Here is a 25,197-nt window from a genome sequence, read left to right on the forward strand (position 1 = left end):
CGTGCAGGGTTTTGCGCAGGGAGATCCTATGGACATCGCCACCGCCCGGCGCCGGGCCGCGCTCTTCGCGCTGTTCTTCGTGCCCGGGCTGGGCATCTCGTCGTGGGTCACCCGCACCCCGGCGATCCGCGACCTGCTCGGCGCGTCGACGGCCGAGATGGGCCTCGTGCTCTTCGGCCTGTCGGCGGGCTCCATGGCCGGCATCCTCAGCTCCGGCCTGCTCGTGCGCAGATTCGGCACCCGCCCGGTCATCGCCGCCGGCGCCCTGGCCGCCGTGGTGAGCCTCTTCGTCATCGGCGGCGGCGCGGCGCTGTCGCAGAGCCTCGTCGTGGCGGCCGGGCTGTTCCTCTTCGGGCTGGGCGTGGGCGGCGGCGAGGTCGGCATGAACGTCGAGGGCGCCGCCGTCGAGCGCATCATCGACCGGCCGGTGCTGCCGACGCTGCACGGCTTCTTCAGCTTCGGCACGGTGATCGGCGCCCTGGCCGGCATGCTCCTCACCGCCGTCGACTTCCCGGTGCAGTGGCACCTCGTCGCCGTCGGCGTGCTCACCCTGCCCGTCGCCCTGGTCGCCATCCGCCAGATCCCGGCGGGCACCGGCCGCGCCGAGGGCCGGGCCACGACCAAGGGCGCCCCGGTCTGGCGCGACACCCGGCTGCTGCTGATCGGCGTCATCGTCCTCGCCATGGCCCTCGCCGAAGGCGCCGCCAACGACTGGCTGCCCCTCATCATGGTCGACGGCCACGGCTTCGACGCGGCCTGGGGCTCCGCCGTCTACGTCGTCTTCGCCGCGGCCATGACCATCGGCCGCTTCGGCGGCAACTGGTTCCTCGACCGCTTCGGCCGCGCGGCCGTCCTGTGCGCCAGCGCGATCGTCGGAGGCGCGGGCCTCGCCCTCGTCATCTTCGTCGACAACAAGATCGTGGCGGCGGCGTCGGTCCTGCTCTGGGGCCTCGGCGCGGCGCTGGGCTTCCCCGTGGCCCTGTCCGCCGCCGGCGACTCGGGCGAGAATGCGACGGCCCGCGTGTCCCTGGTCGCGACGGTCGGCTACGTGGCCTTCCTGGTCGGGCCGCCGGCGCTCGGCTTCCTCGGCGAGCACTACGGGCTGCGCGGGGCGATGATCGCCGTGCTGGCCCTGGTCGCCGTGGCCGTGGTGGCCGCCCCGGCGTTGCGTACGCCGGCGGCCGAGCCCGAACGCGAGCCCGAGCCGGCCTGATCAGGCCCGGTGCCGCGGCTTGCGGCGCCGGGTCACCGGGCGCCCGTTCCAGGTGACCCGGAAGCGGCTTCCCCGCACGCCCACCGGCACCGGCTCGACAGCAACACGCGGCGCCAGCTTGGACAAGGTGATCAGCGTGCCCCCGATGACGGCAGCGGCGATCCCCAGCCACACCAGGTTGAGCGCGGTCATCGTCACGCCGCCGAGCGTCAGCCCGATCCCGGTCCGGGGCAACATTCCGTGATACATAGCGGTCTCTTCTCTAGGTCGCGATCCAGGCGCCCTGGTGGCCCCGGACGAATTTGAGGAACGCCTTGGCGTAGATGAAGGTCAGCAGCAGCGTGTAGAGCTGCTCGGGCACGAAGAGGGCGGCGTAGCAGCGGGCCCGCCAGCCCATGCCCCACACGCTCCACACCCGCTCGGCGAGCAGGACGAGAGAGGGCAGCGTCCACCACCACGAGAAGTCAATGCCGCCCAGCACGATCAGCGACGCCGCCACCGCCAGCAGATAGCCGGCCGCCACCAGTGCCGACAGCAGGAGACCGGCCTGTTGCCGCCAGTAGACCCAGCGCATGTGGAACGGCATCAGCCGGCCGTACTGGGCAATGTTGCGCAGGGCCCCGAGATACCAGCGCTCCCGCTGGGCGACCAGCTTCGGCACCGACTCCATCACGTCCGTGGTCGCGCCCATGCCGTACGCGGGGGACCGCACGTCGTATCCGCAGGCTTGCAAGGCGAATGTCAGCTCGTTGTCCTCGGTCAGCGAGTGCGTGTCGTAGAACGACCGCCCGGCCGGCAGCAGCTCCCCGCGCCGCCGCTGCTCCCGGACGTCGAGCAGCGCGCCGTACGAGAACAAGGTCCCCGTGCCGGTGAGCACGAAGGCGCGCCCGGCCATGCGCTCGGCCACCTGCCCGTACCGGTGATACTCCATGCGCTGCAGGTAGCCGAGGGTGGTGCGGCACTCGCGCCCGGCGAAGGTTCCCCCGACGCCGCCGACGCCCGAGGTCATGTGCTGCTCGGCGATCCGCAGGAAGCCCGGGGCCAGCGTCGTGTCGGCGTCCATGACCAGAACGGCCCAGTTCCACGGGTCGCCCACATCGGGCGCCAGGCGGTCGAACGCGTAGTTGAGGGCGCCGGCCTTTTTGTCCGGGTTGTGACCGGGGTAGGCCAGCACCTCCGCGCCGGACGCCGCCGCGACTCGAGCGGTGTCGTCGGTGCAGTTGTTCGGCACGACCACGATGCGGTCGGGGCGCCGCGTCTGCGCCCGCAGGGAACGGATCGTGTCGGCGATCGCGGCGCCCTCGTTGTACGCGGGGACGACGGCGACGATGTGCAGACGACGTTCGCCCGGGATGACGCGCCGGGTCGACTGGCCCGGGATGCGAGGTGCGGTGGTGGTGCTGGTCCGTCGATGCGTACCTGCCGTCATGCACGTCCCTTGATAGGCCTCAGGGGTGGGCACCCGCGGTGGGTGCGGCAATGACGGTAGGCGCGGGGACCCGGCGGCGGTATCACGCACGCGTGGTCGTCCGGCCGGTTGTGCGACGCCTGAATGATCGGCGGATGTCGACGGAACGCGGAAAGGGCGGGCCGCCGATGTGGCGCCCGCCCTTTCCGGTGATGCGAATTCTTACTTGTTGAGGGCCTTCGCGAGCTCCTCGTCCGCCTGCTGGAACGTGTCCGCGGCGGCGGTCAGGTACTTGCCCATGCCCTCGAGGCCCTCGGCCATCTTGGTGGCGCCGTCGTTGAACTCGCGGTAGGACTCGTCGAACTGCTTGCTGGACGAGTCGGTGACGTAGCCGCCGTTGACCAGGTTCTGGACCATGTTCTGCAGCTCGGTGAGCTTGCTCATGATCTCTTCTTTGCCCCGCGTGAGCCGGTTGGCGGCGTCGCGCATCTCCTGGTACGTCACATTGACGTTCGCCATGGTCGTGCCTCCCTAGGATTCGATGAATCGGAACGTGCCGGTGATGGCGTCGAAGACGTCGAAGAGCTCCGCCTCGAGGGCCAGCAACGGGGAACTGCCGGTGATGAGCGCGACCCGCGCCGGGTTCGGCCCGGGGAAGGGCACGAAGGTCTGCATGATCAGCGACCGGACCCAGCCGGCGCCGTCGGGCAGGGTGATGTCGTCGACGCCGCGGGTGCGCGGGACGCGGCCCAGCGTCGGGATCTCCACGGACTCGACCTCGCGCCACAGCGAGTCGGCGCCGCGCTTCGGGGTCGCGGTGAGGTGGGCGGCGATCGCGTCGGCGGCACCCTCCTCGTTCGGGGCGTCCACGATGCTGACGGTCACGGTGGCGGTCATGACCGCGCCGCCGAGGCCGGCGACGAGGGTGCCGCAGTAGCGGGCGCCGCTGTCGTACGCCCGGCGGGCCGTCTCGCGCAGCACCCGGGCCAGCGTGGCGCGGTGCTCGTGCAGCTCGGGGACGTCCTTGAGGCGCTCGGCGACCAGCGTGTTGATCGCGGCGTTGCGGGCGTCGGGGTGCAGCTCGACCTCGAACCAGGAGTCCGGGACCGTGATGGAGAAGGCGCTGGTCACTGCTCCCCGCTCTCGCGCAGCTGCTGGGCGAGGTCGTCGTCGGCCTTGCGCAGGCTCTCGACGGCCTGGTTGGCCATTTTGATCAGCTGCTCGCAGTTCTTGTCGACCCGGCCGCGACCGTCGCGCCAATGTGACTCAAAGTGACTGACGGCGCCATCGACCTCGCGGCCGCCGAGGTCGCCGGAGAACTCGTTCATCCACGAGCGGGCCGAGTCCATGCCGCTGCGAATGGTCTCCAGCTGGTTCGCAAAGTCGGTCAGACCATCGAGATTGACCGTCAATCGATCGGCAGCCATGCATCCCCGTCTCTGCTCGCCCCGTGCGCCGCCGACGAGAGTACAAGCCCTGTCAAAGATCATCCACTGCGGTGGATCAGGACCGAGCGTAATCGTCTCCGCTAGACTGCCCCTTCGCGCGCCGGCGACAACGCGGCGGGCTGCGGGAGGGGGATCGCCGATGAGCCGGCCGACGGACTGGGACGTCCTCGACATGTCCGGTGACCCGACGCCGGGGGATCCGGCCCGGCTGCGGCAGCTGGCCGGGCGGTTCCACGACTTCGCCGAGACGGCGCACCGGGCGAAACTGGCCGTCGAGTCGTTGCAGGGCGACGGCTCGCTGCTGACGTGGGTCGGCCTGTCCGGCGACGCCTTCCGCAAGCAGTTCGGCGACTTCCCGAACCAGGTCAACAAGCTCTACCAGTCGCACCTCATGGCCGGTGACGCACTCGAAGCCTTCGCCCCGGTCCTGGAGACCGCGCAGGCCCAGGCCGACCGGGCCTTGGTCGACGGGCGGACGGCGGCCGAGAAGGTCCGTTCACTGCAAGGCGCCCTCGACATCGCGCAGACCGATTTCACCGGCGCGTCGCAAGCCGCGAAGACCGCGCAGGCCGAGACGGTCAAGCCCGACCCCGACCAGGTCAAGCAGGCGATCAAGGACGCCGACGCCGCCCAGCAACGCCTCAGCGCGGCGCAGGGGCAGGTCAACGGCGCCCAGCAGGAGCTCGACCTGGCCAAGCAGCTGGCCGAGCAGGCCAAGCAGATGCGCGACGGCGCGGCCCGGACCTGCGTACGGCAGATCGAGGACGCCTCCGACGCGGGCATCCAGCCCCGTAACTTCTGGCAGAAGCTTGGTGACGCCCTCAAGGAACTGTGGAACATCATCTGCGAGGTCGCCAAGTGGGTCGCCCTCGTCGCCGGCATCATCGCCATGATCATCGGTGGCCCGCTGGCCTGGATCGCGCTCGCCGCCGGCGCCATTCTCCTGGTCAAGGCGATAGTCGACTTCGCACAGGGCAAAGGGTCCGTCCTGGACCTGGTCATGGGCATTCTGGGCATCATTCCGGGCGTGAAGGGGCTGACCTCTCTCTCCAAGCTCTCGGCGCTCTACAAGGCCGGCGGCGTCAAGGAGATCGCCAAGGCCACTCTCACCGGCATGAAGAACATGGCCAAGGACATGGTCGGCCTCGTGAAGGCCGCCGGTCAGGGCGCGGTCACGATTGTCAAGAAACTCGGCGACAGCGGCACCTCGGTGCTCGGCGCGGTCAAGAATGCCGGCGTCATCGTCGGCGACGCCGTGAAGGCCGGCGGCGCGAAGATCGGCGATCTCTTCACCGGCGGCGCCCCGAAACCCACCTTCGGCGCCCCTCTGGCCCTGCCGCCCCTGCCCGTCGGCGTGGTCGGGAAAAGCTTCACCCAGCGCTTCCAGGACCTCGCCGCGCTCAAGTCGAGCACGTCGGTCGCCGAGGCGGGCAAGGTGCGCGCCACCTTCGCGAGCAAACTGCAGGCGGACCAGGCGGCGGTCGATGCGAAATACCAGAATCTGCTCACCACCAAGGTCGGTGAGATCAAGGCGGACACCGCCGCGAAGCTGAACCAGGGCAAGCTCGACATCGAGGCGCGCTATCAGCAGGATCTGGCCGCGACGAAGCTCCGGCTCACCACCGACTTCGCGAACAAGCTCAATCTGGAGAAGGCCGCCATCAACGCGCGCTACGACCAGATGATCCAGGCCCGGCCGCAGGAGCTGCAGGCCGCCCATCTGCAACAGCACAACCTCGAGCTGGCGAATATCAAAGGCCAGTTCGAGACGTATGTGAACGGGCTGCACGGCCCGGACGCGGCCGCCGACGCGCAGGCCGCCCGGGTCCAGTACGACCAGCTGGTCAAGAATCTGGAAAGCCGCTCCGACCAGGCCTACCAGGCGGATCTGGCGCAGAACATCCAGCAGCTGGAAAACCTGCGCGCCACCGATCTCACCAACGCGGAGAACCTTTCCGTCACCGCCCGCGACGCCGCGATCCACCAGGCGGACGTGCAACTGACCAACGTCGCCAAGCAGGATCTGGCGGCACTGGAGCTGAAACTGGGCGGGGAGGAGGGGCTCGCCATCCAGACCGCCACGACGAACCTCGACAATCTGCGGATCGGCGAGCTGAACCAGGTCGAGAACATCTCCAACACCGCCCGCGACGCCGAGCTCGTCACCGTGCAGGGCCAGATCGACACGCATTTCAAGACGCTCGACACGGACCTGCACCGCGCGATGCTCAACGGCGTGGGCCAGGACGTCGTGACGAGCAAGGGCACGGTCAAGACCATCAGCCAGTACGCCCCCGGGATCGACCCGGCCGACCTCGACACCATCGTCGCGAAGAACTGGCCGAAGCTGGACCAGATCAACCCGAATCGCGACCTGAATGTCGACGTCAACTGCAGTCTCTGTGTCACGAGCGTCGACAAGCTGGTGAAGACCGGCGTCGTGGTGCCCGCGCCGAAGCTCAACCACCCGCAGATCCTGCCGACGATCGAGAACAGGGTCGGCGGCGGGCACACCTTCTCGCAATTCAACTCGTACGCCGACGTGCTCGCCGAGATGCGGGACACGCCCCGCCGTACGGTCGGCATCATCGGGTACAAATTCGACCATCCGGTGAACGGGCCGCAGGGGCACGTGCTCAATGTGGTCAGCTTCGGCAAGGAACGGGTGGCGATCGTCGACGGCCAGAGCGGCAAGCTCGGCGACCTCCCGAATCTCGACTTCTCCCAGCCGGGGAACGAACTGTGGTTCATGAAGATGCCGTGAGGGGACCGGACATGGACGAGACGGCGGCACGCGCGCACGCCGAGGCGAAACTGCGCGAGATCGAGGACCCGGACATTCCGCTGCGCCTGCTCGGCCCGGCGGTCGACATCGACTGGGCGTGGTACTTCCCGTTCAACTCCGCCGCGTACGCGGAAACCGGCTCCTTCCGCGACATGGTCTTCAGCGGCCCGGTCGTCGTCAACAAGGACGGCACCGACGTCTGGGTCGCCGCGTCCGCCCCGCCGCTCGAGCAGTGGCTCAACGCGTACGCGGAGAAGCGCGGCTATCCGCCCGTACCGGTGCCGGAACCCCCGTCCCCCTTCGGCGCCTAGATGTAGTGCCCAGCACCGTTGTTGACTCGGGTGATCGGTGGTTGCCCGGCGAGGGCGGTGTGCCAGGCTTTGCCACGGCGGTAGGCCAGGGCGTTGTCGGTCATCACGCGTTCGATGCCGGCGATGCCTAGCTCGGTGAAGTGGGCGGCGGCGCGGCGCAGGAACCCGGCGCAGGTGCCGGTCTTTTCGTCGGAGTGGATTTCGGCGTAGGCAAGGCGGGTGTGGTCGTCGATGGCGGCGTGGACGTATTCGTAGCCCACGCGTCGACCGGCGTTGCGTTCGGCTTCTGCGTGACGGTTTTGTTCGCTGTCGCGGCCGTGAACGCGCCAGCCGCCGCCCTCACGGAGCCGGCCGATCTTCTTGACGTCGACGTGGATGAGTTCGCCGGGCCGGTCGCGTTCGTAGCGGCGGACGAGCTGGCCGGTGGGCCGGTCCAGTCAGGCAAGGCGGTTGAGGCTCTGGCGGGTGAGCACGGCGTGCACGGTTGAGGCGGGCATATTCAGCAGGGGTGCGATCCGGCGTGGGCCACGTTCGCGGTCCTGGCGCAGGGCTGGGACACGGGCTTTGAGTTCCGGTGGTGTCGTCGCCGGGATCTGATGGGCGGTGCTGGGCCGGTCGTGCAGTCCCTGTTCGCCTTCGGCGTGCCACCGGGCGACCCATTTGTGGCCGGTCTGCCGAAAGATGCCGAGTTCTTTGACCACATGAGCGACCGGACGTCGCTCATGTACGACACGCTGGATGAGCAGGCGTCGTCCGTGCAGGGGCAGGCGGGCGTTACGGTCGGCTGTAGAAGACCTCCGGTCATGGGTGAAGCGTCGCAACTTCCACCTCGCTGGAGGTCTTCTCATTTCTCAAGCTGGCACGCCGCGTCAACAACGCTCATGATCACTACACCTGACGAAAGACCCACGCCCGCTCGGCTAAGCGTCGCCGGGGACGAGTTGCTGGAGCAGCTTGTCGAAGGCCGCCAGCTCCGCCGGCCCGAACGGCGCGAAGGACTCGCGCAGGACCTGCTCCATGCGGGCCTGGCCCGCCTCGCGCAGGCGCTCGCCGCGCTCGGTCAGCTCGTGGCGCACCGAGCGGCCGGGCCCCGGGACGCGCTCGATCAGGCCGTGGCCGGCCATCCGGGTGGTGAGGGTGCCGAAGGCCTGGCCGCTCTGGAAGGTGAGCCGGGCCAGGTCGTTGAGGGACGCGCCCGGGTTGGCGGCGATGTGGCGCAGGGCGTCCCACTGAACCAGGGACAGGCCGAGGGGCGCCAGCGCGGCGTCGGCGGCTCGGTGATGCCTGACCTGCAGCTGCTTCACCGCTCGGCCGACTTCCAGGAGGGATCGCGTCATGCTGTCCAGCATACCAACTTGTTTATCCAAACATGTTGGCATAGCGTGGCGGCATGCTGATCTCCCTGGACGACATCACCCTTCACGTCGACGAGCACGGCACCGGCCGGCCCGTTCTGCTCCTGCACGGCGGCGCCGGGCCGGCCTCGGTCGGCGGCTTCGCCGCGCTGCTGGCCGGCGGGGGCGACCTCCGCGTGCTCGCACCCACCCATCCCGGCTTCAACGGCACCGAGCGGCCCGCCTCGCTCACCGACATCCGCGGGCTGGCCCGGCTCTACGCGCGGCTGCTCGACGAGCTCGACCTCTCGGACGTCCTCGTCATCGGCAGCTCGATCGGCGGCTGGACCGCCGCGGAGCTCGCCGCGCTCGGCTCGCCCCGGATCACGCGCCTGGTCCTGGTCGACGCGGTCGGGCTCGACGTGCCGGAGCACCCGGTGGCCGACTTCTTCGCGCTGAGCTTCCCGGAGCTCGCGCGGCTGAGCTACGCCGACCCGGAGAAGTTCCGCATCGACCCCGAGGCCATGTCCCCGGAGGCCCGGGAGACCATGGCCGGCAACCGGGCCACCCTCGCGGTCTACGCGAGCACGATGACCGACCCCACCCTGCGCGGGCGGCTCGCCTCGATCGGCGTTCCGACCCTGGTGGTGTGGGGGGAGGCGGACGGCATCGTGACCCCGGCGTACGGCAAGGAGTACGCCGCCGCCATCCCCGGCGCCCACTTCGCCGAGCTGCCCGGGGCCGGCCACATGCCTCAGCTCGAGACGCCCGGGCTGCTGCTGGCCGCGGTCCGGGAGCAGACCGACTAAGGTGCTCGCGTGACCGCCGACCCGAGCACTGTGGAGCTGCGCGACGCGCACGACAAGCTGGCCGACTTCTATGTGGAGCACCTCGACGGGCTCCTCGCGCGGATGCCGGTCGAGCGGATGATGCTCGACCTCTTCGGGGAGGTGACGCGCGAGGCGGGCCTGGGCCCCGAGATCGTCGACGTGGGGAGCGGGACCGGGCGGCTCATCCCGTACCTGAAGGGGCTGGGTCTGAGCCCGCGCGGCGTTGACCTGGCGCCGGAGATGGTGCGGGTGGCCCGCCGGGATCATCCGGGGGTGGACTTTCGCGTCGGCGACCTGCGCGCGCTGCCGTTCGGCGACGCGGAGCTGGCCGGCGCGGTGTGCTGGTACTCGCTGATCTTCCTCGCGCCCGAGGATCGGCCCCGGGCGTTCGCCGAGCTGGCCCGCGTGGTCAAGCCGGGCGGCCACGTGGTGATCGCCGCGCAGGACGGCGACGGCAGCCGGCAGCGGCGCGGGAAGGCGACGGGGCTGGGCATCGAGTTCGACGCCTACTGGATGTCGGCGGACGAGCTGGCGGAGCGGCTCACCACGGCCGGCTTCGTGCCGGTCTTCCGAGGGAGCCGCCCACCGCTGGACATCGAGCGGGTGCCCGGCAATTACGTCCTGGCGGAACGCAAAGGCGCCGAGCGGAAAAGCTAGGCGTAGACGGTGATGCCGAGCGCACCGGTGTCGAGCCGCCCGTCCGGGCCGATGCTGAAGCGCCACCGGTCGTAACGGGTCTGCCCGAGCACGATGACCACCCACACCGCGTCGGCCCGGCTGACCAGGTGCTGCACGCGCTCCAGATCACGGGCGCCGGGGGCCGAGCCCAGGATCAGCACCCCGATGCTGGCGGCAAGGTTGGCCGGACCGCTGCGCAGCGCGACCGTGTGATCGCCGTCGCCGCCCTCGGCCTCGGTGATGGCCTCGCGGACCCCGCCCAGCGACGTGAGCCGGGGGCCGCCGGCCAGGTGCGGGCGGATGTCGCCGGCGACGACCCGCACACCCTCGGCCCACGGGCTGTTGGTGAGCTCCTCGGCCCAGGAGGCGACCAGGGCGCGGGCCGCGGCGCCGTCGCCCTGCAGGCTGATGATGCCGGTGGCCTGGCCCAGGTCGACCAGCTCGCGGACGCCGCCCGCCACGCCGAGGGTCACCAGGCGCGGGCACGGGCTGCCGACGTCGCCGGCGGGCAGGGCCTGCAGGTCGCGCAGGGAGGCCTGCCACACCCGGCCGTTCTCCACGGCCTCCCACGGGTCGGTCGGGTCGCCGTCGGGGGCCGCGAGGCGCAGGACGATGCGGGTCTCGTCGAGCGAGACGCCGTAGACGGCGGGGACCGGACGACCCGCGGCGCTCGCCCCGGTGACCAGGACCCGCAGGGCCCGGTCGATGGTCCAGGCCGCCGCGGTGTCGAAGCTGCGGGCGGGTGCGGCGGTGGCGGGCTTGCCGCGCTGCTTGACCGGCTTGGGCGCCTTGCCCCGCGCCGGCTTGCGGCGGCGCAGCAGCAGCCAGACGACGACGCCGAGGCCGGCCAGGACGAGCACGCCGGCGACGATCAGGACGATGAGCAGGCCCGACGAGGAGGAGTCGTCCGCGGCCGGGGCAGCCGCCTGTGTGGGAGCCGCCGCGGGCTCCGAGGAAGGCGCCGGCCCGCCGGGCAGGGGGCCGAACTCGACGCCCTCGCCCTCGGCGTCCTCGGGCAGGACCAGGATCCAGCCGGGCTCGATCTGCTCGGGCTTCTCCATGCTGCGCCCGTCGGGCTGGACCCGGCCCTTGTTCAGCTCGAACAGCTCCGGGTTGCGGTTGCCGTCGCCGAGGAAGCGCTCGGCGATCTCGTAGAGGAACTCGGGCTCGCCGTTGTAGGCCGACTGCACCCGGTAGTACTTGACGTCCTCCCGCCGCTGCTCCACCACGCTCACGGAGGCGGCGGCCGGGGCCGCGGACGCGGGCGCCGCGGCGACCACCGGCACGGCGAGCAACAGACCGAGCAGCACGGTGGCGGAGCGGCGGAGCGTTCGACGGGGGCCCATGGGCAGACTTCCTCGCGGCGAGATCATTGATCACTGACGCGCACACCTTACATTTACGCGGTGCGATAGCCTCAGCCCACCGTCCGCGCCGGGAAAACCGTGCACCGCCCGCGCGGATCCCCCGGCCGGAGGCACAGTGCAGCTCTTACTTACCATCGTCGATCCACGCACCGGCGACACCGCGGACGTGTCGCTCACCACCGACAGTGAGACCAAGGTGGAGGCACTCGGTCACGCAGCGCAACGATTGCTGCGGGACGCGCATCGGCGTACCGGGGGATCGCAGGGCTCGGCCACCCTCTTCGCCGGCGGCAAGCCGCTGGACCCCGGCCTGACGCTGCGCGAGTCGGACGTCCGCGACGGTGCCGTCCTCGGCCTCGACTCGCCCACCGGCTGGCCGCCGCAGGAGCAGGCCGGCCTGCTGGAGGTACGCGTCGTCCGCGGCCCCGCCGCCGGCACGTTCGTGCGGCTCGGCGCGGGCAGCGGCGACCTGGGCAGCGACCGCGGCTGCTGGGTGCCCGTCGCCGACCCGGGCCTGCCGCCCTTCGCCGCCGCGATCAGCGTCGACGTGCGCGCCCGCTGCTCGGTCGAGCCGGAGCACGGCACGCCGCTCACGCTCGACGGCGAGGAGGTGACCGGCCGCACCGAGTGGCAGCCCGGGCAGCTCCTGCACATCGGCGGGTCCGTGCTAGAGCTCGCCGAGTACACCCGGCCCGACGCCGCCCTGGAGCCGTCCGCCGACGGCACCGGCCTGGACTACAACCGGCCCCCGCGCATCCGCTCGCCCCGGCACCAGACGCGGTTCCGGCTGCCCGCGCCGCCCAAGGAGCCGCCGCGCAACCCGCTGCCCTGGCTCGTGGCGCTGCTGCCGCTGGTCGGCGCGGTCGCGCTGGTCTTCCTGACCGGCAACAAGACGCTGCTGCTGCTGGCCCTGCTCAGCCCGCTGTCGATCCTCGGTAACTACGTCATGCAGCGCCGCAACGGCAAGCGGTCCTACGCCGACCTGCGCAAGGAGTACACCGAGCACAAGGCGCGCATCGAGGCCGACGCCCGTGCCGCCCTCGAGGTCGAAAAGGCCGAGCGCCGCACCAACGCGCCCGACCCCGCGCTGATCGCCGTCATCGCCACCGGGCCGCGCCGCCGCCTGTGGGAGCGCCGGCGCCGCGACGAGGACCACCTGCTGCTGCGGGTGGGCAGCGGCGACCTGCCCGCGGAGGTCGCGCTGGAGGATCCGGAGCAGGACGAGCACCGGCGTACGGTGCACTGGACCATCCCGGACGTGCCGGTGACCCTGCCCCTGCGCGAGCACGGGGTCATCGGCTTCGCCGGCCCCGGCGACACCGCCCGGGCCCTGGGCCGCTGGGCCGTGGTCCAGGCGGCGGTGCTGCACAGCCCGACCGACGTGCAGGTGACCGTGCTCACCGACCCGGCCGGCAAGCAGAGCTGGGACTGGCTGCGCTGGCTCCCGCACGCCCGATCGAACAACCCGGCCGGCCCCGCCGTGCTGATCGGCCTCGACGCCGACTCGGTCGGCCGCCGCGTCGCCGCGCTGCTCGAGATGATCGACGCGCGGCAGGCCGTGCGCAAGGAGACCGGCTCGGCGGGCTTCCGCGAGCCCGACATGCTGGTCGTCCTGGACGGGTCGCGCCGGCTGCGCTCGCTGCCGGGCGTGGTCCAGCTGCTGCGCGAGGGTCCGGCGGTCGGCGTGTACGCCATCTGCCTCGACGCCGACGAGCGGCTGCTCCCCGCCGAGTGCCAGGCCGTGGCGGTCGCCGAGGGCGGGGCGCTGCGGATCTCGCGTACGGGGGCGGACGAGCTGACCGGGATCACGCCGGACGCGCTCCCGGCCGAGTGGGCGGCGTGGATCGCCCGGTCGCTCGCCCCGGTCCGCGACGTCAGCGACGACGAGGAGGACGCCGCGCTGCCCGGCTCGAGCCGGCTGCTCGACGTCCTGTCGCTCGACCCGCCGGACCCGCAGGCGATCGTCTCCCGCTGGGCGATCCGCGGGGCCACCACGGCGGCCGTGGTCGGCGAGTCGTTCGACGGCGCGTTCGAGATCGACCTGCGCCGCGACGGCCCGCACGGCCTCATCGCCGGCACCACCGGCTCCGGCAAGTCCGAGCTGCTGCAGACCATCGTCGCCTCACTCGCCGTGGCCAACCGGCCCGACGCGATGACGTTCGTGCTGGTGGACTACAAGGGCGGCAGCGCGTTCGGCGACTGTGTCCGGCTGCCGCACACGGTCGGCATGGTCACCGACCTCGACGAGCACCTGGTCGCCCGGGCCCTGGAGTCGCTGTCGGCCGAGCTGCGCCGCCGCGAGCACATCCTGGCCGGCGCGGGCGCCAAGGACATCGAGGACTACACCCGGGTCGCCGGCCGGCAGCCCGGCGCCGTCGTGCTGCCCCGGCTGCTCATCGTCATCGACGAGTTCGCGTCGATGGCCCGCGAGCTGCCCGACTTCGTGACGGGCCTGGTCAACATCGCGCAGCGGGGCCGGTCGCTCGGCATCCACCTGCTGCTGGCCACGCAGCGTCCCAGCGGCGTCGTCTCGCCCGAGATCCGGGCCAACACCAACCTGCGCATCGCCCTGCGGGTCACCGACGCGGCGGAGAGCCAGGACGTGCTCAACGCCCCGGACGCGGCGCGCATCGCGAAGAGCACCCCCGGCCGGGCGTACGTGCGGCTGGGTCACGCCTCGCTCGTGCCCTTCCAGGCCGGTCGCGTCGGGGGCCGCCGCCCCGGCAGCGCGGGGGTCACCGACGCCGCGCCGCCGGACCTGCGCATCCTCGACTGGTCCGACCTGGCCCGGCCGATCGAGACCGTCCGGGCCGCGCGGCAGCAGACCCAGGACGAGATCACCGACCTGCAGGTCCTGGTCGAGGCCCTGCGCGACGCCGCCTCGCTCGCCGGGGTCGCCGAGCAGCACAGCCCGTGGCTGCCGGCCCTGCCGTCGTCGGTCGTTCTCTCCGACCTGGCGCCCGGGCTCGTCCCCTTCGGCCTCGAGGACCTGCCCTCGCAGCAGGAACAGCGCACGGCCACGCTCGCGCTGGACCAGTTCGGGCACCTCATCGCCGCGGGCGCGCCCCGCACCGGACGCTCCCAGCTCCTGCGCACCATCGCCGGATCGCTGGCCCGGGTGCACAGCAGCGCCGACGTGCACCTTTACGGGCTCGACTGCGGCAACGGCGCGCTGCTGCCGCTCAACGGGCTGCCGCACACCGGGGCGGTCGTCACGCGTACGGAGGTGGACCGGGCCGTTCGCATGATCACCCGGATCGGGGAGGAGATCCGCCGCCGGCAGAGCATCCTCGCGGCGAGCGGCTTCGCCGACGTCACCGAGCAGCGCGCCGCGGCCGCCCCCGAGGGCCGGCTGTCGCACATCTTCCTGCTGCTCGACCGCTGGGAGGGCTTCCTGTCCACGCTGGGCGAGCTGGACGCGGGCACGCTGACCGACCAGATCTTCACGTTCCTGCGCGAGGGCGCCAGCGTCGGCGTCCACGTCGTCATCACCGGCGACCGGTCCGTGCTCAGCGGCCGCATCGCCACGCTCACCGAGGACAAGCTGGCGTTCCGGCTCGCCGACCGCAGCGACATGGCGATGATCGGCCTGCACCCGCGCAACCTGCCCGAGGAGATCGCCCCGGGCCGCGCCTTCCGCGCCGAGACGGGCGTCGAGGTGCAGGTCGCGCTGCTGGTGCCGGACCCGAGCGGCGCGGCCCAGGCGGCGGCGCTGGCCGAGATCGGCCGCGAGACCCAGGAGCGTGACGCGGCGGTCCCGGCGGTGCTGCGGCCGTTCCGGCTGGGCGAGCTGCCCACCCAGATCGCGTACGCCGAAGCGGCCGCCCTGCCCCGCGCGGGCGACGGTCCCGGCTGGGTCCTCGCCGGTGCCGGCGTGCTCAACGGCCAGGATCTGACCGCCTTCGGCCCCGACCTCGCCGCCGGGGTCCCGGCCTTCGCGGTCGGCGGCCCGGCCAAGTCCGGCCGGTCGTCGATGCTGGTCGCCATGGCCCGCTCCGCCCTCGACCGCGGGCAGCAGGTCATCGCCATGGCCCCGCGCACGTCCCCGGTCCGCGACCTGGCGGGCAAGCCGGGCGTCATCGCGGTCTTCACCGGCAGCGACCTGTCACCTGAGGAGCTGAACGCGGCCCTTGCCCAGGTGACCGGCCGTGCGCTGATCGTGGTCGACGACGCCTCGACGCTGCGCGACGCGGCCGCCTCCAGCGAGCTGCGCGACGTCATCCGCAACGGCGAGGCCCGCCAGCTCGGCGTCGTCTACGCCGGCGACCCGGAGGACCTGGGCGTCGGCTTCAGCGGCTGGCTGGTCGACGCCCGCCGCAGCCGCCGCGGGGCGCTGCTGTCGCCCCAGAACCGTACGGACGGCGACCTGATCGGCCTCCGCCTGCCGCGCACCGCGGTCGGCCAGCCGGTCCGCCCGGGACGCGCCCTGCTGCACCTGGGCGACGGCGAGCCGCTGGACATCCAGGTCCCGGAGTGAACCCTGGGGCCGGGCGCTTCCGGGCGTCCGGCCCCCTCTCATCCGCGGTCGAAGAACTCGCCCTGTTCCGCCAGCTCCGCGAACCATGCGGCCCGGTCGACCGGCACCCACGAGGTGGCCGTCCAGAACCGCTCGGCCGCGGGCGAGGCGCCGCTGAGCCACACGGCCACGTGCCGCAGGCTGGGCGCGTCGGGCGTCCGGACGGTCAGGTCCACGCTGCGCAGACACGGTTGAGCACCGCACGGACGCGCTCCCGGCACGCCGGTGAAGTTCACGAAGACCCGCACCTCCCCGTACGAGTAGACGTCCGTCACGCCGTCGTCGGCCAGCGGCGCGCTCGGATCGATCCGCACGAGACCGGGCGGCATCTCCGGCGGCACGAGGGCGAAGTGCTGGGTCTGCCCGCCCCGCCGCGACGCGTCGACGGCAGCCGCCGACAGCTCGAGGGCATGCGCGGCCCGGAACCGCTCGGCGGCCGCGTGGCGCTCCGCCTCCCGATGCGCGCGGCGCACCTGCCCGGCGACGGCGATCGCCACCGTCGCGACGAGAACCACGGAGATGACGATCGAGGCGGCACGCTTCACGGCTCGTGACTGTAGCCCAGGGCTTCGTCCCGTGTGGAGTAGCGGCGGGCCGCGCTGACGGCACCGTCGCGTACGCGGAAAAGGGTCGCCACCCGGGTGACCTGCTCGGGCGCGGCGTCCCAGGTCGCCTCCTGCTCGACGACCACGGTGGTCGCGTCCACCGGGTGGGTGCGCAGCGGCCGCAGCCGGATGCCGGAGCGGAAGATCCACTCGACGAAGGCCTCCGCGGCGATCACCTGCGCGCCGCGCGGGCCGGCGACCTCGACCGGATCGGTCATTGCGGCCCGCGCCGCCCCGGCCTCCCGGCCGTTGACCGCGTCGTGCCACGCCGCGATCGGGTCTTCCCAAGCGTTCGGCATGGGTTAAATTCTTGCAGAACCGTGTCGGATCCGGCGCACGTCGTTCGTGGGACAGGTGAGAGGCAGCCGACGAGGTTGCCGGGACAAGGGAGTCATGCGATGCCGCGGTACCTGATCTCGATCGACGACGGCGGGATGGATCACAACACCGGCGCGGAGCTGGACGCGATGCTGCGCGGGGCGGCCCGGTGAAGCTCCTGCTGACGTCGGGCGGCGTCACCAACCCCAGCATCGAGGCGGCGCTGGTCCGCCTGCTCGGCAAGCCGATCGCCGAGTGTCACGCCCTCTGCGTTCCCACCGCCCAGTGGGGTCACCCCATGTGCGGGCCGGCCTCCGTGCAGGGCTTCGTCGGCGCCGGGCCCGGCTTCCGGCACTTCTCCGGGCTGGGCTGGGCGTCGCTCGGCGTCCTCGAACTCACCGCGCTGCCCACCGTCGGGGCGGACCGCTGGGTCCCGTGGGTCCGCGAGGCCGACGTGCTGCTGGCCGACGGCGGCGACGCGACGTACCTGGCCCACTGGATGCGGGAGTCCGGGCTGGCCGATCTGCTGTCCACCCTGCCGGACAAGGTCTGGGTGGGCGTGAGCGCCGGCAGCATGGTGATGGCCCCGCGCATCGGCGACTACTTCGTCGAGTGGGCGGGCGCCCCGGACGACCGCACCCTGGGCGTCGTCGACTTCGCGATCTTCCCCCACCTCAACCTCTTCCCGACCAACACCCCGGCCGACGCCGCACGCTGGGCGGCGGACATCGGCGGCCCCGCCTACGCCATCGACGAGCAGACCGCCCTCACCGTCGTCGACGGCACGGTCGAGGTCGTCTCCGAGGGAGAGTGGACCAAGTTCGGCTGAGCCTTACCCCTCGGGAGCAGGCGCCTGCTGCCGGACGTACGGCAGGCGCAGGCCCCGCTCCTCGAGAACGGTTTCGTAGAAGCGCAGCGCCGCGGCCAGCTCTCCGACCGCGTCCTCGAGATCGGCCCCGGCATCGGCGTCGCCCCACGAGCCGCGCAGCGTGGCAACGGCCGCCGCAAGCGCGCACTCGGGCGAGAAGCCGGTGCTCGGCGCGCTTCAACTGCGGGCGAGTTTCAGGGTGCCCACGCCGGCGGTGGCGTCCACGTCGATGCGGTTGCGGCCGGTGCGGAAGGCGGCGTTCTGGAAGGTCGCGTTGCGGGCGACGCCCTCGTCCTTGCGGCCGTCGAAGGTCACCTCGCCGGCGCCGCGTCGCGTGCGGACGCGGACCGGCACGCCCCGGCCGGCCTTGATCGAGAACTGGTCGATGCCGCCGGACACGCGGACCGGCAGGGTGCCGCTCGGGCGGGGCAGGTGGAGCTCGAGGTCGGCCGCGTCGCCGGCGAGGGTCAGGCCGGAGAGCTTGGCCTCGTCGAGGCCGAACAGGCCCCGGCTGAGCCCGCCCGAGACGGTGATCTGCCAGCGGACGGCGCCGGAGAGCGTCACCTCGACCTCTTCGTCGCCGGGGCGGCCGGCCGGGTCTAGGAAGAGGCGGAGCTTGCCGTCCGCCTCCACCACGCGTGGCGTGATGCTGCTGCCCTGGCGGGCCGTGATGCGGTAGAGGTCGGCGCCGGTGTCGCCCACCAGCAGACCGGCGAAGGCGGCGTCGCTGACCAGCTCGAAGGTGCCGGTGGTGCGGCCGCCGGCCGGGGCGGTGACATAGGCCGCCGGCGGGCCCGCGCTGTCGAACCACGGGTCTTCGCCGAGGCCGGGCGGCCCGGTGTCCGCGGGGGAGGGGCTCGCCGGGGCGAGACCTGGCGCTGCCGGCAGAGCGGCGGGCGTACGGATGTCGAGCGGATCGTGGCGCCACAGCACGACCCCGGCGCCGGCGACGATCAGCAGCAGCGCGAGGGTGACCACGAGCCCGTACCGGCGGCGGCGCGGGGGCGTGGGCTCGTCGCGGGTTCGCAAAGTGATGACGGGACCGGGCGGCGCCGGGGTGGGATCCCCGTCGTAGTAGTCGGCCGGCGGGCTCATCCGGTGCGGGGCGTCGGGCCAGTAGTCGGCGATGGCGGGGAGGGGGCCGGGGTCGAGTGGCGGCTGCTGGTCCACGGCGGACTCCTGTGACTCGGTAGTTGTCCTCAGTGACTACGCAGCCGGGGCCCCGGGGGATGAACGAAAGCGGCGGTGGCCCGGAAAGAAGTCCGGGCCACCGCCGCCGCGGGGGCAGGGTCACCGCACCCGGCGGGTGACCAGCCGTTGGAGGACGATGAAGGCGAACAGCAGCGCGCCGACGACGATGCGGGTCCACCACGAGCTGAGCGTGCCCTGGAAGGTGAGGATCGTCTGGATCAGGCCCAGCACGAGGACGCCGAGGACGGTCCCGAAGAGATAACCGGAACCGCCGGTGAGCAGGACGCCGCCGATCACCACGGCGGCGATGGCGTCCAGTTCGAGGCCCTGGGCGTGCAGGCTGTAGCCCGAGAGCATGTAGAAGCTGAGCAGCAGCCCGCCCAGTGCCGAGCAGAAGCCGCTGACCGCGTAGACGCCGATCCGGGTGCGGCCGACCGGCAGACCCATGAGCAGCGCGGAGTCCGCGTTGCCACCGATCGCGTAGACCGTACGGCCGAATCGGGTGTAAGCCAGCACGTAGGCCCCCAGCAGGACCACCACCAGGGCGACCACGACGCTCGACGAGATGAACACGCCGGGGGCGAAACGGATCCGCTGCTGGGCGACCGAGGTCCAGAAGCCGTCGGTGATGGTGATCGAGTTGCGGTTGATGAGCAGCGCCAGCCCCCGGGCGAGGAACATGCCCGCGAGCGTGGCGATGAACGGCTCGATCTTGAAGAAGTGGATGACCGCGCCCATGCCGGTGCCGAAGAGCGTGCCGCCCAGCAGCATCGCCGGGAGCACGACGGCCGGCGGCCAGCCCGCGTCGAGCAGGGTGGCGGCGAGCGTCGTGGTGAGGGCCACCACGGCACCGACGGAGAGGTCGATGCCGCCGGTCAGGATCACGAACGTCATGCCGGCCGCGACCACGAGCAGGAACGCGTTGTCGACCAGGATGTTGAGGACGACCTGGGTGTCGGAGAAGCCGCGATAGTTGGCGGTGCCGATGACGTACATGATGATCAGCAGGGCCAGGGTGGCCAGGACCGGCAGCTGCCGCAGCTTGGGCCGGTAGACCCGGTTGCGCGCCGGCGGCGCCTGCTTGTTCGTCGCGGGGGTGGTGCCGAGGGCCGTCATGCTGGTGCCCCGATCGCGTTCTTCCGGCGCCGCAGGACCAGCGTGCGGAACGTGGCCGACTGGACCAGGCAGAGGACGACCACGACGACCGCCTTGAAGAGCAGTGTCGTCTCGACCGGGATGCCGAGCGTGACCGTGGTGACGTTGAGCGCCTCGATGAGGACGGCGCCGAGCGTGGTGCCGGCCAGCGAGAAGTGGCCGCCGGTCAGCGCCGTGCCGCCGATGACGACGGCGAGGATGGCGTCCAGCTCGATGAGGTTGCCGGCCGCGTTGCTGTCCGCGCTGGAGACGTTCGAGCTGTAGATGAGGCCCGCGATGCCCGCGCACAGCCCGGCGAAGACATAGACGAGCAGGGTCAGCCGCCGGGCGTGGACACCGGCGAGCCGGCTCGCGACCGGGTTGCCGCCGACCGCCTGCAACAGCAGGCCCAGGGCCGTGCGGCGGGTGAGCACGACCGCCACGGCCACCATCGCGGCGGCGATGAGCACGGACACCGGGATCGCCAGGGCGTATCCGGCGCCGATCACCCGGTACGCGTCGTCGGTCACGTTGATGATCTGGCCACCGGTGATGAGCTGCGCGATCCCGCGCCCGGCGACCATGAGGATCAGCGTCGCGATGATCGGCTGGATCCCGATCACCGACACCAGGACCCCGTTCCAGAGGCCCAGGATCAGGCTCAGGGCGAGCGCCGCGAGCACGGCCACGGCCCAGCCGGCGCCGTCGGCGATCCGGACGCAGGCCAGCGCGCCCGAGATCGCCATCACCGACCCCACCGACAGGTCGATGCCGCCGGTCGCGATGACCAGAGTCATGCCCACGGCGACCAGGATCAGGGGCGCCGCCCGGCGCAGGATGTCGACGACCGACCCGTAGAGGTGGCCGTCCTGCAGCGTGACGGAGAAGAAGCCGGGGGAGCTGATCAGGTTGCTGAGCAGCAGCACCACCAGGACGGCGGCCGGCCAGAAGAGCCGGTGCCGGACGACGGTTCTCATTGCGATGTTCCCTCCGCGATGGTGCGCATGATGCGGTCGGCGTCGAGCCCGCCGGTGTTGTCCAGCTCCTCGACCAGCCGCCGGTCGCGCAGCACCTCGATCTTGTGGCTGAGCCGCAGCACCTCCTCCAGCTCCGCGCTGACGAACAGCACGGCCATGCCGCCGCCGGCCAGCTCCGCCACGAGCCGCTGGATCTCCGCCTTGGCGCCCACGTCGATGCCGCGGGTCGGCTCGTCGACGATGAGCAGCTTCGGCTCGGTGATCAGCCAGCGGGCGAGCAGCACCTTCTGCTGGTTGCCGCCGCTGAGCGTGCGGACGGGCAGCTCGGGATCGGCCGGGCGGATCTGCAGCGCCGCGACGTACTTCGCGACGAGCTCGTCCTGGATCCGGCGGGGGAGGGGACGGGTCCAGCCGCGCGCCGCCTGCAGGGCCAGGACGATGTTCTCGCGTACGGTCAGATCGGCCACGAGGCCCTCGGTGCGCCTGTTCTCCGAGCTGAACGCGATGCCGTGCGCCATGGCGGCGTGCGGGCTGCGGATCGTCACCGGCCGCCCGCCGACGGCGAGGGTGCCCTCGTCCGCGTGGTCGGCGCCGAAGAGCAGGCGCGCGAGTTCCGTACGCCCGGAGCCCAGCAGCCCGGCCAGCCCGACCACCTCCCCGGCGTGGATCGCGAGCTGGAACGGCTCGATGGCCCCGCGCCGCCCGAGCCCGCGCGCCTCGACGACGGGCTCGCCGCGTTCCAGCGCCGCGGCCGCCGCCCGGGGTTGCTCCTCGATCTCCTCGAGCGTCGCCAGCTCCTTGCCGATCATGGCCGTGACCAGCTGCATCCGGGGCAGCTCGGCGGTGCGCCACTCGCCGATGAGCCGGCCGTTGCGCAGCACGGTCATGCGGTCGGCGATCGCGTAGACCTGGTCGAGGAAGTGCGAGACGAACAGGATCGCCACCCCGTCGTCCTTGAGCCGCCGCACGACCTGGAACAGCTGCTCCACCTCGCCGGCGTCGAGACTCGACGTCGGCTCGTCGAGGATCAAGACCCGCGCGTCGATATCCACGGCGCGGGCGATGGCGATCATCTGCTGGATGGCCAGGGAGTAGCTGGTCAGCGGGGCGGTGACGTCAAGATCGAGATCCAGGCGGGCCAGCAGCGCGCGGGCCCGCTTGCGCATCTCGCCCCACCGGATCCGGCCCAGCGTACGCGGCTCCCGGCCGATGAAGATGTTCTCGGCGACCGAGAGGTTGGCGCACAGGTTGACCTCTTGGTAGACGGTGCTGATCCCGGCCTGTTGCGCCTGGAGCGGGCCGGCGAACCGCACCGGCGAGCCGGCCAGCCGGACGTCGCCGCCGTCGATGTCGTACACGCCGGTCAGGACCTTGATGAGGGTCGACTTGCCGGCGCCGTTCTCGCCCATGAGGGCGTGGACCTCGCCCGGGAAGAGCCGGAAGTCGACCCCGTCCAGCGCGGTGACCCCGGGGAACACCTTGCGGATGCCGGCCATCTCGAGGACGGCCGGCGTGCTGTCCGTCATGGGGCGGCTCAGTACTTCCGCTCGGGCAGGACCTGCTTGGCCTGCTCCGGGGTGAAGGTCGTCTCCTCGGTGAGCACACGCTGCTCGACCTGCTCGCCGTCGTTGACCTTCTTGGCCAGGTCCATCAGCTGCGGGCCGAGCAGCGGGGAGCACTCGACGATGTAGTTGATCTTGCCCTGGGAGAGCGCGGTCATGCCGTCCTTCACCGCGTCGACCGTGATGATTTTGATGTCGGTGCCGGGCTTCTTGCCGGCCGCCTCGATCGCCTCGATGGCGCCCAGGCCCATGTCGTCGTTGTGCGCGTAGAGCACGTCGATCTTCGGCTGCGACTTGAGGAAGGTCTCCATGACCTGCTTGCCGTCGGTGCGGGTGAACTGCCCGGTCTGCGACGCGACGACCTTGAACTTCGGGTCGGCCTTGATGACGTCGGCGAATCCGGCCTTGCGGTCGTTGGCGGGGGCGGCGCCGGGCGTACCCTGCAATTCCACGATGTTGACCGGGTCGTTCCTGCCCTCGTATTCCTTGACCAGCCACTCGCCGGCCTTCTTGCCCTCGAGCACGAAGTCCGAGCCGATGAACGTCTTGTAGAGGCTGGTGTCCGGCGAATCGATCGCGCGGTCGGTGAGAATGACCGGGATGTCCGCGTCCTTGGCCTCCTTGAGCACGGTGTCCCAGCCCGACTCGACCACCGGGGAGAAGGCGATCACGTCGACCCGCTGCGTGATGAACGAGCGGATCGCCTTGATCTGGTTCTCCTGCTTGCCCTGCGCGTCGACGAACTTCAGGTCCACCCCGGAGGCGGCGGCCGAGTCCTGGATGGACTTGGTGTTCGCGGTGCGCCAGCCGCTCTCCGCGCCGACCTGCGAGAAGCCGAGCACCAGCTTGCCGTCCCCGCCGCCGCTGCCGCCGCCGGCGTCGTCACCCGCGCAGCCGGCGAGGGAGGCGGCGGTTATGAGGGTGGCCGCCAGGGCGGCCAGGGATCGCTTTCCCATGGAGATCAACCTCTCGAAAGCATCTGTTAGCGTTAACAAAATCGCCGTGCGGGCAGCACGGAACCGTCGCGCGAAGGATGAGCCGACGCGGGGAAGAGTGCGGTCGCTCGTCATTCAAGATCGTCGGAGGTCGATCCGGCCGCCTTGGTTTCATGAGTGTTACCGCTCACTCCACCACCGTCAAGAGTTGATCTGCAACGGTCCGCGACGATGCCATTCCTGATCTTGCGAATGGTTGATCAATGAACCATTAACAATCTTTTCCGGGCAGCTCAGCGTCGTCCCGCCGTTTGGAGTGGTGATCTCGCGGGCACGACCAGGGGTGGTAATCGTCGCGAGGGGAGACATCATGCCGGCGCGTGAAGACATGCCCAGCACGCTCAAGCGGTCGCCGAAGAAGGCGCAGGACACGTTCGTCAAGACGCACGACTCGGCCGTCGAGGAGTACGGCGAGGGCGAGCGCGCCCACCGCACGGCGTTCTCCGCGGTCAAGCACTCGTTCGAGAAGGTCGGCGATCACTGGGAGCCCAAGGAGAAGAAGGGCCCCAGCGACGCCAAGGCGGCCGGCGGGCGCTCCACCAAGGCCGAAACGGCCGGGGGAGTCGACGCCAACGCCAGCAAGCAACACCTGATGGACGTCGCGAAGCGGCTAGAGATCAGCGGGCGGTCGCGGATGACCAAGCCCGAGCTTGTCGACGCCATCCAGAAGGCGAACAACCGCAACACCCGCAAGGCGCGCGGTAAGTAGTCAGAGCACGTTCTCCCGGTACCACGCGATCGTCGCGGCCAGGCCGTCGTCCAGAACGACCGGGGCGACCCCGAACGCCTGCTCGAACGCCGACGAGTCCATGATCTGCGGCTCGGTGTGCTGGTAGAACAGCTCCTCGTACTCCGCCATGAACGTCGCGTCGAACGGGCCCCAGGGCTCCGCGGCGGTGAGCGTGTGCACGTCGAAGGCGGCGCCGGTCAGCGTACGGATGCGGTCGAGGACCTCGTCCGTGGTGGGCGCCGGCGCCGTCGGCAGGTGCCAGACCCGGCCCCACGCGCCGTCGCCCGCCTCGGCCAGGGTGGCGAGACCGGCGGCGACATCCCCGATGTACGTGACACTGTGCGCCGCCGTCCGATCGCCGAGCGCCAGGACGGTGCCGCCGGTCAGCGCCGCCGGGAAGATGGCCGCGCCGAGGCTGGAGTTGAGCACCCGGGGGCCGTAGAAGTCGGCGGCCCGGCCGAGGACCACGGGCAGGCCGCTGGACAGGTAGGCCTCGTCGAGCTCGGCGCGCATCCGGCCCTTGCGGGAGGTGGCCCGCCACGGGCTCTGCTCGGTGAGCACCGCGCCGTGCGACGGCCCGTAGGGGTAGAGGGTGTCGAGCACCACGAGCCGGGCGTCGGCGGCGGCGACGGCGTCGAGCACCGTGCGCTGCACCCGGGGCATGACGTCGACCTGGTGCTCGTATCCGACGTTGACGCAGTGGTGGACCACGGTGGCTCCGGCGACGGCGGCGCGCGCGGCGGCGGGATCCAGGATGTCGGCGGCGACGGGCTCGGCGCCGGGTGCGACCTGGCGGCCCTTGCGGTCGACCGTCCGCACGCTGTGCCCGCGTCGGAGCAGCTCCTCGGCGAGGGTGGTGCCGGCGGGCCCGGTTCCGAGAACGACGTGAAGGTCAGTAGTCATAGTTACACGGTAGCACTTTGGTTA

General features: G+C 71.6%; 23 protein-coding genes and 1 pseudogene. 8 read left to right on the top strand and 16 right to left on the bottom strand.

The genetic code is table 11. The features are described from left to right. The first annotated feature begins 28 nt into the window (after positions 1–28). Positions 29–1,213, top strand: a complete 1,185-nt coding sequence (locus RAN62_RS04080) for an MFS transporter (RefSeq protein WP_305783093.1) — start codon at positions 29–31, stop codon at positions 1,211–1,213. Here the strand turns inward: RAN62_RS04080 and RAN62_RS04085 are convergent, their stop codons facing one another. The 5 genes from RAN62_RS04085 to RAN62_RS04105 form a co-directional block, all read right to left on the bottom strand. Beyond that, entirely contained in the window at positions 1,214–1,450 is a 237-nt protein-coding gene (locus RAN62_RS04085) for a hypothetical protein (protein ID WP_305783094.1), read from the bottom strand. A 25-nt stretch (positions 1,451–1,475) separates the two neighbouring features. After that, positions 1,476–2,642 (bottom strand): glycosyltransferase family 2 protein, encoded by a 1,167-nt coding sequence (locus RAN62_RS04090; RefSeq protein ID WP_305783095.1) that lies wholly within the window; start codon positions 2,640–2,642, stop codon positions 1,476–1,478. 201 nt (positions 2,643–2,843) lie between these two features. Continuing rightward, the gene (locus RAN62_RS04095) at positions 2,844–3,140 is read right to left on the bottom strand and encodes a WXG100 family type VII secretion target (RefSeq protein WP_305783096.1); all 297 of its coding nucleotides are present in this window, start codon (positions 3,138–3,140) and stop codon (positions 2,844–2,846) included. A 12-nt stretch (positions 3,141–3,152) separates the two neighbouring features. Further along, positions 3,153–3,752 carry a hypothetical protein gene (locus tag RAN62_RS04100; protein ID WP_305783097.1) on the bottom strand — a complete coding sequence of 200 codons (600 nt, stop codon included), beginning with the start codon at positions 3,750–3,752 and terminating at the stop codon, positions 3,153–3,155. Beyond that, positions 3,749–4,048, bottom strand: coding sequence for a hypothetical protein (locus RAN62_RS04105; RefSeq protein WP_305783098.1), 300 nt, complete (start codon positions 4,046–4,048; stop codon positions 3,749–3,751). The genes RAN62_RS04100 and RAN62_RS04105 overlap by 4 nt, the downstream gene beginning before the upstream one ends. Positions 4,049–4,208: 160 nt before the next feature. Here RAN62_RS04105 and RAN62_RS04110 point away from each other — a divergent pair, with 160 nt between their 5' ends. Next, entirely contained in the window at positions 4,209–6,833 is a 2,625-nt protein-coding gene (locus RAN62_RS04110; protein WP_305783099.1) for a putative T7SS-secreted protein, read from the top strand. Continuing rightward, positions 6,830–7,165, top strand: coding sequence for a YrhB domain-containing protein (locus RAN62_RS04115; RefSeq protein WP_305783100.1), 336 nt, complete (start codon positions 6,830–6,832; stop codon positions 7,163–7,165). The genes RAN62_RS04110 and RAN62_RS04115 overlap by 4 nt, the downstream gene beginning before the upstream one ends. Here RAN62_RS04115 and RAN62_RS04120 read toward each other — a convergent pair. Then, positions 7,162–8,013 (bottom strand): annotated as a pseudogene (locus RAN62_RS04120) (leucine zipper domain-containing protein). The gene RAN62_RS04115 and the pseudogene RAN62_RS04120 sit on opposite strands and share 4 nt — an antisense overlap. Positions 8,014–8,085: 72 nt before the next feature. After that, entirely contained in the window at positions 8,086–8,502 is a 417-nt protein-coding gene (locus RAN62_RS04125; protein ID WP_305783101.1) for a MarR family winged helix-turn-helix transcriptional regulator, read from the bottom strand. A 53-nt stretch (positions 8,503–8,555) separates the two neighbouring features. On the opposite strand from RAN62_RS04125, the gene RAN62_RS04130 reads away from it, so the two are divergent. Next, a complete protein-coding gene (locus RAN62_RS04130; protein ID WP_305783102.1) occupies positions 8,556–9,308 on the top strand; it encodes an alpha/beta fold hydrolase in 753 nt (250 codons plus the stop codon). 9 nt (positions 9,309–9,317) lie between these two features. Continuing rightward, the gene (locus tag RAN62_RS04135; protein ID WP_305783103.1) at positions 9,318–9,986 is read left to right on the top strand and encodes a class I SAM-dependent methyltransferase; all 669 of its coding nucleotides are present in this window, start codon (positions 9,318–9,320) and stop codon (positions 9,984–9,986) included. On the opposite strand, the gene RAN62_RS04140 is transcribed toward RAN62_RS04135, so the two are convergent. Beyond that, positions 9,983–11,353 (bottom strand): hypothetical protein, encoded by a 1,371-nt coding sequence (locus tag RAN62_RS04140; protein ID WP_305783104.1) that lies wholly within the window; start codon positions 11,351–11,353, stop codon positions 9,983–9,985. The genes RAN62_RS04135 and RAN62_RS04140 overlap by 4 nt on opposite strands. A 136-nt stretch (positions 11,354–11,489) precedes the next feature. On the opposite strand from RAN62_RS04140, the gene RAN62_RS04145 reads away from it, so the two are divergent. Continuing rightward, entirely contained in the window at positions 11,490–15,851 is a 4,362-nt protein-coding gene (locus RAN62_RS04145) for a type VII secretion EssC family protein (protein ID WP_305783105.1), read from the top strand. Positions 15,852–15,889: 38 nt separating this feature from the next. On the opposite strand, the gene RAN62_RS04150 is transcribed toward RAN62_RS04145, so the two are convergent. Both RAN62_RS04150 and RAN62_RS04155 read right to left on the bottom strand, forming a co-directional pair. Next, a complete protein-coding gene (locus tag RAN62_RS04150) occupies positions 15,890–16,435 on the bottom strand; it encodes a hypothetical protein (RefSeq protein WP_305783106.1) in 546 nt (181 codons plus the stop codon). Beyond that, positions 16,432–16,794 carry a hypothetical protein gene (locus RAN62_RS04155; RefSeq protein WP_305783107.1) on the bottom strand — a complete coding sequence of 121 codons (363 nt, stop codon included), beginning with the start codon at positions 16,792–16,794 and terminating at the stop codon, positions 16,432–16,434. The genes RAN62_RS04150 and RAN62_RS04155 overlap by 4 nt, the downstream gene beginning before the upstream one ends. Before the next feature lie 188 nt (positions 16,795–16,982). Between RAN62_RS04155 and RAN62_RS04160 the strand changes: the two genes are divergently transcribed. Further along, positions 16,983–17,642 carry a Type 1 glutamine amidotransferase-like domain-containing protein gene (locus RAN62_RS04160; protein ID WP_305783108.1) on the top strand — a complete coding sequence of 220 codons (660 nt, stop codon included), beginning with the start codon at positions 16,983–16,985 and terminating at the stop codon, positions 17,640–17,642. A gap of 216 nt (positions 17,643–17,858) precedes the next feature. Here the strand turns inward: RAN62_RS04160 and RAN62_RS04165 are convergent, their stop codons facing one another. The 5 genes from RAN62_RS04165 to RAN62_RS04185 form a co-directional block, all read right to left on the bottom strand. Continuing rightward, the gene (locus tag RAN62_RS04165) at positions 17,859–18,851 is read right to left on the bottom strand and encodes a hypothetical protein (RefSeq protein WP_305783109.1); all 993 of its coding nucleotides are present in this window, start codon (positions 18,849–18,851) and stop codon (positions 17,859–17,861) included. 120 nt (positions 18,852–18,971) lie between these two features. Then, complete coding sequence (gene yjfF / locus RAN62_RS04170; protein ID WP_305783110.1) at positions 18,972–19,988, bottom strand: galactofuranose ABC transporter, permease protein YjfF; 1,017 nt, start codon at positions 19,986–19,988, stop codon at positions 18,972–18,974. Beyond that, on the bottom strand, positions 19,985–20,983 hold the full coding sequence (locus RAN62_RS04175) for an ABC transporter permease (RefSeq protein ID WP_305783111.1): 999 nt from the start codon (positions 20,981–20,983) through the stop codon (positions 19,985–19,987). The genes yjfF and RAN62_RS04175 overlap by 4 nt, the downstream gene beginning before the upstream one ends. After that, a complete protein-coding gene (locus RAN62_RS04180) occupies positions 20,980–22,509 on the bottom strand; it encodes a sugar ABC transporter ATP-binding protein (RefSeq protein ID WP_305783112.1) in 1,530 nt (509 codons plus the stop codon). The genes RAN62_RS04175 and RAN62_RS04180 overlap by 4 nt, the downstream gene beginning before the upstream one ends. Before the next feature lie 8 nt (positions 22,510–22,517). Next, complete coding sequence (locus tag RAN62_RS04185; RefSeq protein WP_305783113.1) at positions 22,518–23,501, bottom strand: ABC transporter substrate-binding protein; 984 nt, start codon at positions 23,499–23,501, stop codon at positions 22,518–22,520. 349 nt (positions 23,502–23,850) lie between these two features. On the opposite strand from RAN62_RS04185, the gene RAN62_RS04190 reads away from it, so the two are divergent. After that, complete coding sequence (locus tag RAN62_RS04190; RefSeq protein WP_305783114.1) at positions 23,851–24,249, top strand: ChaB family protein; 399 nt, start codon at positions 23,851–23,853, stop codon at positions 24,247–24,249. Here the strand turns inward: RAN62_RS04190 and RAN62_RS04195 are convergent, their stop codons facing one another. Continuing rightward, the gene (locus RAN62_RS04195; RefSeq protein ID WP_305783115.1) at positions 24,250–25,173 is read right to left on the bottom strand and encodes an NAD-dependent epimerase/dehydratase family protein; all 924 of its coding nucleotides are present in this window, start codon (positions 25,171–25,173) and stop codon (positions 24,250–24,252) included. Positions 25,174–25,197 lie beyond the last annotated feature (24 nt).

Source organism: Symbioplanes lichenis, assembly GCF_030709675.1.
In the GTDB taxonomy this organism is placed as follows: Bacteria; Actinomycetota; Actinomycetes; order Mycobacteriales; family Micromonosporaceae; genus Actinoplanes; species Actinoplanes lichenis.